Genomic DNA, 7,431 nt, shown 5'->3' with positions numbered 1-7,431 from the left:
GATTATGATACCAAAACCAATTATTTTAATACCCAAAGCGTCGAAAGCGTTATTCGTAATGTGACCGAGATTAACCCTCAAGCGGTCATGATTATTAAATCTACGGTTCCTGTAGGCTTCACCAAAACGGTTAAAGAAAAATTTAATACAGAAAATATTATTTTCTCTCCAGAATTCTTGCGTGAAGGTAAAGCTTTACATGACAACCTTTATCCATCACGTATTATTGTTGGAGAGAAGTCAGCGCGTGCTCAACAATTCGCAGATATGCTGATTGAAGGTGCAATAAAAAAAGACAGTCCTGTTTTGTTCACTGACTCAACCGAAGCAGAAGCAATCAAGTTATTTGCCAATACCTATCTGGCTATGCGCGTAGCTTTCTTCAATGAACTGGATACCTATGCACAAACGTTCGGTTTAGATACTCAGCAAATTATTGAAGGTGTCTGTCTGGACCAACGAATTGGCAATCACTATAATAACCCTTCCTTTGGTTATGGAGGTTACTGCCTGCCAAAAGATACCAAACAGCTATTGGCGAACTATAGTCAGGTACCTAGCAATCTGATTCAAGCTATTGTGGATTCTAACCGTACCCGTAAAGACTTTATTGCCGATTCTATTTTGGCAAGGAATCCGTCGGTGGTCGGGATTTATCGACTGGTTATGAAAAGTGGCTCAGATAATTTCCGTGCCTCTGCCATTCAAGGGGTAATGAAACGCCTTAAAGCCAAGGGGGTTGAAGTCATTGTTTATGAACCGGCATTAAAAGAAAGCGAGTTCTTTAAATCTGAAGTGATTACTGATTTAGAAGCCTTTAAACAGCGGGCAGATGTGATTATCACCAATCGTCAATCCAAAGATTTGAGTGACGTTGAAGATAAAGTGTATACCCGTGATATTTTTGGAGGCGATGAATGAAAATTCTGGTAACAGGTGCAGCAGGTTTTATTGGATTCCATGTTTCCAAAAAGCTTTTAGAACGTGGTGATGATGTGGTCGGTTTTGACAACATGAATGACTACTACGATCCAGCTTTAAAACAGGCACGTGTAGATCTGCTAACTCAAACAGCGGAACAGCAGTCGGGGCAGTTCGACTTTTATCATGCCAACCTTGCAGATAAAGCCGCAGTTGACAAGTGTTTTCAGGAACATCAATTTGATCGCGTGATTCATCTTGCTGCACAGGCAGGCGTACGTTATTCGCTTGAAAATCCGATGAGTTATGTGGAAAGCAATATTGTCGGTTTTACCAATATCATTGAAGCCTGTCGCTATGCCAAAACACCACATCTGACTTATGCCAGTACCAGTAGCGTGTATGGTGCCAACACTACCATGCCTTTTAGTGAAAAGCATGGTGTCGACCATCCGATCCAGTTCTATGCAGCAACAAAGCGTGCCAATGAATTGATGGCACATAGCTATAGCCACCTCTTCAAACTGCCAACCACAGGCTTGCGCTTCTTTACTGTCTATGGTCCTTGGGGGCGTCCGGATATGGCTCTCTTTAAGTTCACCAAGAACATTATTGAAGGCAAATCTATTCCGGTTTTTAACCACGGCAACCATACCCGTGATTTCACCTTTGTTGCAGATATTGCTGAAGGCGTGATCCGTTCCAGTGACCAGATTGCTGCACCAAATCCAGACTGGGATAGCAACAATCCTGATCCATCCACCAGCAATGCCCCGTTCCGGATCTTTAACATCGGCAATAATTCGCCAGTCAAACTGATTGAATATATCCATGCCATTGAAAAAGCAGTCGGCAAAGAAGCCATTCTGGACTTACTGCCACTACAACCCGGTGATGTACCAGATACTTTCGCTGATAGCTCAGCACTAGAACAAAGTGTAGGTTACAAACCTTCTGTTTCTGTTGAAGATGGCGTAAAACAGTTTGTTGACTGGTATCGCGATTTCTATCAGGTTTAATAGATTCTTCTAGCCATAAAAAAAGGACTCATTTGAGTCCTTTTTTATCTGTTGAACTTATTTTACGTAAGTTAGCCAGTGCGCATATTTAGGGTCTTTACCCTGAACCGCATTGAAGAATGCAGTCTGGATTTGCTCAGTGATCGGACCACGTTTGCCTTCACCGATTTGACGGTCGTCGTATTCACGGATAGGCGTTACTTCAGCAGCAGTACCGGTGAAGAATGCTTCATCAGCAATATAGAATTCATCACGGGTAATACGGCGTTCAACCACTTCATAACCAAGATCTTTGGCAATGGTAATAATCGTTTGACGGGTAATACCATCAAGCGCACCACCTGCGATATCAGGTGTATGAATCACGCCATCACGTACCAGGAATACGTTTTCGCCTGAACCTTGACACACATAACCTTGTGGGTCTAGAAGCATTGCCTCGTCATAACCAGAATGTGCTACTTCTTGATGTGCAAGAATCGACAGCGTGTAGTTACCTGATGCTTTGGCTTTACACATGGTCACGTTAGGGTGATGGTGGGTAAATGAAGAAGTTTTTACGCGAATACCCTTCGCCATTGCTTCATCGCCCAGGTAAGCACCCCAGCTCCACGCAGCAACCACTGCATGAATGGTATTGTCAGTTGCGGCAATACCCAGTTTTTCAGAACCAATAAAGATAATTGGACGTAAATAGCAAGACGCTAATTTGTTTTCACGAACGACATCAATTTGAGCTTGTTCTAACGCTGCCTGATCAAATGGAACTTTCATTTGATAAATTTTTGCAGAATTAAGTAAACGTTTGGTGTGTTCTTTCAGACGGAAAATAGCCGTTCCATTCGGGGTTTCATAAGCACGGACACCTTCAAACACCCCCATGCTGTAGTGCAAGGTATGTGTTAATACGTGAGTTTTTGCCTCACGCCAATCTACCAGTTGTCCGTCTTGCCAAATGAAACCATCACGATCAGCCAAATTCATGCCACAAACTCCAATTTTTCACAATTATTCACTATCCAGTGCAAATACTGCACTTGGATCAATCAGTCTTTGCCATAACTTGCAAACGGTCTTTCGGGTATCGTGCCAGTCGCTTGCAGACACTTGCATGGATTGATTTGCAAGGGCTAAGCGGTGGCTCTCGGCGCGTTCACGGAGATAAGCTTGAATCAGAGCAGTCGCATCGTCGCTGGATAAGCAACCTGATTTTGCGGCATCCTCAAGGATTCGTACATTGTCGGAGTAATGGGCGAGATCTTTATTCGTCCCACTCCAAGCTAACACCGCATACTGTGCCATAAATTCGATATCAACGATACCACCTGCATCTTGTTTTAAATGAAAAATTCCATCTTTTTTTTGCTCTTTTGAAGAACCCAGATGATCTTTCATTTTCTGACGCATTTTTAATACTTCTTCACGCACATGACCGATATCCCGTTTTTGGGTCAAGATATCACAGCGCAATATCTCGAATTTTTTACGTAAACTCATTTCCCCTGCGATTGGACGGGCACGTACCAAGGCTTGATGTTCCCAGAGCCAGGCGCTCTTAAACTGATACTGTTCAAAAGCTTTCAGACTGGTAACCAATAAACCTGCTTCCCCTGAAGGACGTAAGCGGGTATCAACTTCATAAACCCGCCCATCCAAGGTTTGTGTAGTCATCAGTGACATCAGCTTTTGCGCCACACGCATGGCAAATTCAAAGCCACTAATTGGTTTCAGTCCGTCAGTATCTGCCTGTTCATTCATAAAATGAATAAATACCAAATCCAGGTCAGAACCATAACCGAGTTCAATCCCGCCCACCTTGCCATAGCCAATCACGGCAAAAGCAGTATGATCGACTGAACAGCGTTGCCCTTCGGCATCAAGTGGGAAACCATGCTTTTTGGCCACAATTTGATAGGCTAAATGCAAGGCAGCATTTACAGACACTTCAGCAATATCAGTCAAAGCATCTGATACTTTCATTAAAGGACTTTCTGCCAACACATCACTGGCAGCAACAGCCAGCACATTGGATTTTTTAAACAGACGCAATACCCGCATCTGGTCTTCCACCTGATCAAGCTCAATACGCAGCAACTGCTGACGTAGAGAATCTTCAAGATCTTTACGCTTTGGCAGCTCAAAATCCATAGACAGGAATTCATCCAGTAACACCGGATAATGGGTTAATTCTTCACAAATCCATGGGCTGACAGTTGCCATCTTGACCAGACGCTGAAGTGCACCTTTGCTTTCAATCAGCATGACCAAGTACACAGTGCGGCGCATGACTGATTCAACCAATGGCATCAGACGTACTAAAGCCGTCTGCGGCTGATCAGATTGCAAAATTGCTTCAATCAGATAAGGCCAAAACGTTTTCAAACGCTGTAAGGCTTTGGCCGGCAGTTTTTTTAAGGTATTACTGTTCCAGAACTCATGCACCAGATTTCGGGCATTTACATCTAGTACTGCATTTAACTGCTGTTCCAGTTGGGTAAAACTTGAGAGTTGAGTTTCTGGACCATTCTCTTTAATCAGATGTTCAAACTGGTAAATCACTTTGGCGCGCTTCTGATCCAACACATCCATAAATGCTGCCCAGTCAACAAATCCCAAAGTATCAGCAATACGCTGGCGAGGGTCATCATCGGTTGGTAATGACTGAGTTTGCTGGTCATTCAGCGCCTGAATCGCATGTTCAACCCGGCGCAGGAATAAATAAGCATCCTCAAGATCTTCTACTGCTTGTTCATCCAGCAATTCAGCGGTAACCAAGTGCTTGAGACTGACCAGACATTGGCGATCCTGTAATTCCAGCTTGGCGCCACCATAAATCAGCTGATACACCTGAACAATGAATTCAACTTCACGAATCCCGCCAGCACCAAGTTTGATATCATCTTCAATATTGCGGCGCTGCACTTCACGCTGGATCATCGCTTTCATTTCACGCATAGCTGCGAAAGCACTGTAGTCCACATAGCGACGGAAGACGAATGGACGTGTCATCTCTAGCAACTCATCACCCTCAGGCGTTGGATTAACAATCCGCGCCTTGATCCAGGCATATCGTTCCCATTCACGACCATGCTGGCTGAGATATTTTTCCAGCGCGACATGGCTAATTGCTAATGGTGAACCATCGCCCCAAGGACGCAGGCGCATATCGACACGGAAGACAAAACCATCTGAGGTAATATGATCTAACAGGTAGATCAGCTTTTGTCCCCACAGAATGCAAAACTGCTGCACATCAATACATTTTCGCCCATCGGTTTCCCCTTGCTCATCAAAAGCAAAAATCAGATCAATATCACTAGAAAGATTGAGTTCCTGAGCACCCAGTTTCCCCATAGCAATTACAATTAAGTCTTGCACCTTTCCATTGTAGCCAATCGGCTGGCCATACTTTGCAACCAAGGGAATACGGGCAAAATCTTTGGCGGCACAAATGGCGGCATCGGCAAAATCAGAAAGTTCACGAGTGAGAGTAATGACATTAGTAAGTTGATTGGCATCCTGCCAGATCCAGCGAAACATCAGGCGAGCACGCAGAGTACGTAACGTACTCATCCATTGCTCTTCATCACTAATATTGGTAAGAGTATCTGTGACAGATTGCTTGATTTGTTCATTACTTAAAGCATGCTGAAAATGGTCAACTGCATAGTCCTGCTGCAGCAAGGCAGCGTGTCTGGACAATACCTGCTCGGCATATTGGCTTGCCCTTAAAGTTTTCTGCAATTGTACGTCGTTCATTTCCAGTCCTTGTCACCTGCAAGATTTTTTCTAGTTATAACAGGTGACTGGCAGCGCTGTGAATGCCTTGGACGGAAATTAATTTTTTTCTTTTAATGCACCTGCCGGTTCAGCAAGTGCCAGTGCCTGATGTTCATTGGTGGCTTTTGGCAACAATACACTAAAGGTCGTACCCTGACCTTCTTTAGAGTCCACATAAATTTGACCATGATTCAGATCGACAAATCGCTTACACAATACCAGACCAAGACCCGCGCCTTTTTCATTATCTGTGCCTTTCACACTTACTGTCAGATTTGGCTTAAACAGATTTTGCATCTGTTCTTCAGTCATGCCCAGACCGGTATCCTGCACGCTGATTCTGACCAGCTCGTCTTCAGCTTCAGCAGTCAAAATGACCTGACCCTGCTGATCGGTTGGGGTGAATTTCAGTGCATTGGAGACCAGGTTTTGCAGCACTGAAGTAATCATGTTGATATCAGCATTGACCTTCACTCCTTCAGGAATGCGGTCAATCAGGTCGATTTTTTTATTCAATGCTAAGCTTTTGAGTACATCGCAAACAATTTTGCTGGACTGTTTTAGCTCAAAATTGATCGGATGGTAAACAAAACGTCCACCTTCAGCCATCGCCCAAGTCAGCAGGCTTTCCAGCAAGTTATAAGTTGACTTGGCATTTTCACAGAGATAATCGGCAATATTCTGAACACTTGAATCATCCAGTGTATGACGTTCTTCAGCCAATACTTCCGAGAATCCAAGTAAACCATGAAAGGGTGCACGCAGGTCATGAGCAATTATCTGGAAGAATTTCGTCTTACTGAAGTTCATGGCGCATTGCTGCTCGTACATTTCCTTCAGTTCATTATAGTCTTCATGCAAGCGAATCCGTCCGACCAGCCCATCGGCAAACTCCTGCACCAGACGAATATCTTCCTGATCAAAGCCCTCTTCTTTCTGATCAAAAAATACCACATGACCAATTGAGTGGGTATCACTGGCTTTCAGATTAAAGGAGATCAGGCGCTTATGCTCTACACCAAGACTACGAATATATTCTGACATTTCTGTATAGGCAGGATGCGTATGATCCAGACAGTCATCATTTTTAAGATAATTGAGCAGATTTAATTCGGGCGGCGTTTCAAACCCCCAAAATTCTGAAGCAGTGGAATACCAGATATAAGGTTCTTTATGAAAACCCAGTAAACATTTTTCAGTCTTAAGTAGCCGACGTGCGACTCGAGCAAATGTATTAATTAGGTTATTGGAAGTATTTACGCCCAAAATAAGAGACAGGCGGCATGAGCTTAGCTGTTCAGTATTTTGACCTATCTCCAGAAGGTTAAGCTTCATCTCTGCCTCTCATGGTTATGTTTATTTATTCGACCAATTTTATACAATCAATAACAAAGAATCTAAACAGTCTCAACAACATTTCCTAACATCTAGATTAATTGATTTCATTACATTTAACTACGTATACGTTCATTTTTTCTTTAAAAAATGTAAAACAAATTTGACATTAACCGTTATTTGTAAACCTATAAACAACCCTGATAATGTCACTGAAATGTCTATTTTTTCACCACCACTTGTAACATGCACCTAAACTAAATACTAGTGCCAAGCCTATAGATAATTAATTTAATTTAAAATAATAGCACTAAAATAAATTATTTAGATTAATATTGTTAAGAATTTCTTCACCAACCAATCTTTTACGAGTAAA

5 protein-coding genes are annotated in these 7,431 nt (G+C 42.9%); 2 read left to right on the top strand and 3 right to left on the bottom strand.

What is annotated here, in order from left to right; translation table 11 throughout:
- The coding region (locus B3D47_RS00655; RefSeq protein WP_286859402.1) for a nucleotide sugar dehydrogenase at positions 1 to 921 on the top strand (921 nt) is incomplete at its 5' end.
- Positions 918 to 1,940 carry an NAD-dependent epimerase gene (locus tag B3D47_RS00650; protein WP_004813072.1) on the top strand — a complete coding sequence of 341 codons (1,023 nt, stop codon included), beginning with the start codon at positions 918 to 920 and terminating at the stop codon, positions 1,938 to 1,940. The genes B3D47_RS00655 and B3D47_RS00650, both read left to right, overlap by 4 nt.
- Before the next feature lie 57 nt (positions 1,941 to 1,997).
- Here the strand turns inward: B3D47_RS00650 and B3D47_RS00645 are convergent, their stop codons facing one another.
- The 3 genes from B3D47_RS00645 to B3D47_RS00635 form a co-directional block, all read right to left on the bottom strand.
- Complete coding sequence (locus B3D47_RS00645) at positions 1,998 to 2,924, bottom strand: branched-chain amino acid transaminase (protein WP_004813074.1); 927 nt, start codon at positions 2,922 to 2,924, stop codon at positions 1,998 to 2,000.
- 24 nt (positions 2,925 to 2,948) lie between these two features.
- Positions 2,949 to 5,699: a bifunctional [glutamate--ammonia ligase]-adenylyl-L-tyrosine phosphorylase/[glutamate--ammonia-ligase] adenylyltransferase gene (glnE, locus tag B3D47_RS00640; protein ID WP_286859399.1), complete on the bottom strand. Its 2,751-nt coding sequence runs from the start codon at positions 5,697 to 5,699 to the stop codon at positions 2,949 to 2,951.
- A 78-nt stretch (positions 5,700 to 5,777) separates the two neighbouring features.
- The gene (locus B3D47_RS00635) at positions 5,778 to 7,055 is read right to left on the bottom strand and encodes a sensor histidine kinase (protein ID WP_004813078.1); all 1,278 of its coding nucleotides are present in this window, start codon (positions 7,053 to 7,055) and stop codon (positions 5,778 to 5,780) included.
- Positions 7,056 to 7,431 lie beyond the last annotated feature (376 nt).

It is taken from the genome of Acinetobacter sp. UBA3461 (genome assembly GCF_002381195.1).
GTDB classification, from domain to species: domain Bacteria; phylum Pseudomonadota; class Gammaproteobacteria; order Pseudomonadales; family Moraxellaceae; genus Acinetobacter; species Acinetobacter schindleri.
Note: the sequence above shows the minus strand (reverse complement) of the source record. Positions and strands in the feature narration are given on the sequence as shown.

Bases quoted from the DNA above. Each gene is read 5' to 3' on its own strand.
- B3D47_RS00645 (WP_004813074.1), bottom strand. From the start codon at position 2,924: ATGAATTTGGCTGATCGTGATGGTTTCATTTGGCAAGACGGACAACTG.
- B3D47_RS00650 (WP_004813072.1), top strand. From the start codon at position 918: ATGAAAATTCTGGTAACAGGTGCAGCAGGTTTTATTGGATTCCATGTT.
- B3D47_RS00635 (WP_004813078.1), bottom strand. From the start codon at position 7,055: ATGAAGCTTAACCTTCTGGAGATAGGTCAAAATACTGAACAGCTAAGC.
- glnE (WP_286859399.1), bottom strand. From the start codon at position 5,699: ATGAACGACGTACAATTGCAGAAAACTTTAAGGGCAAGCCAATATGCC.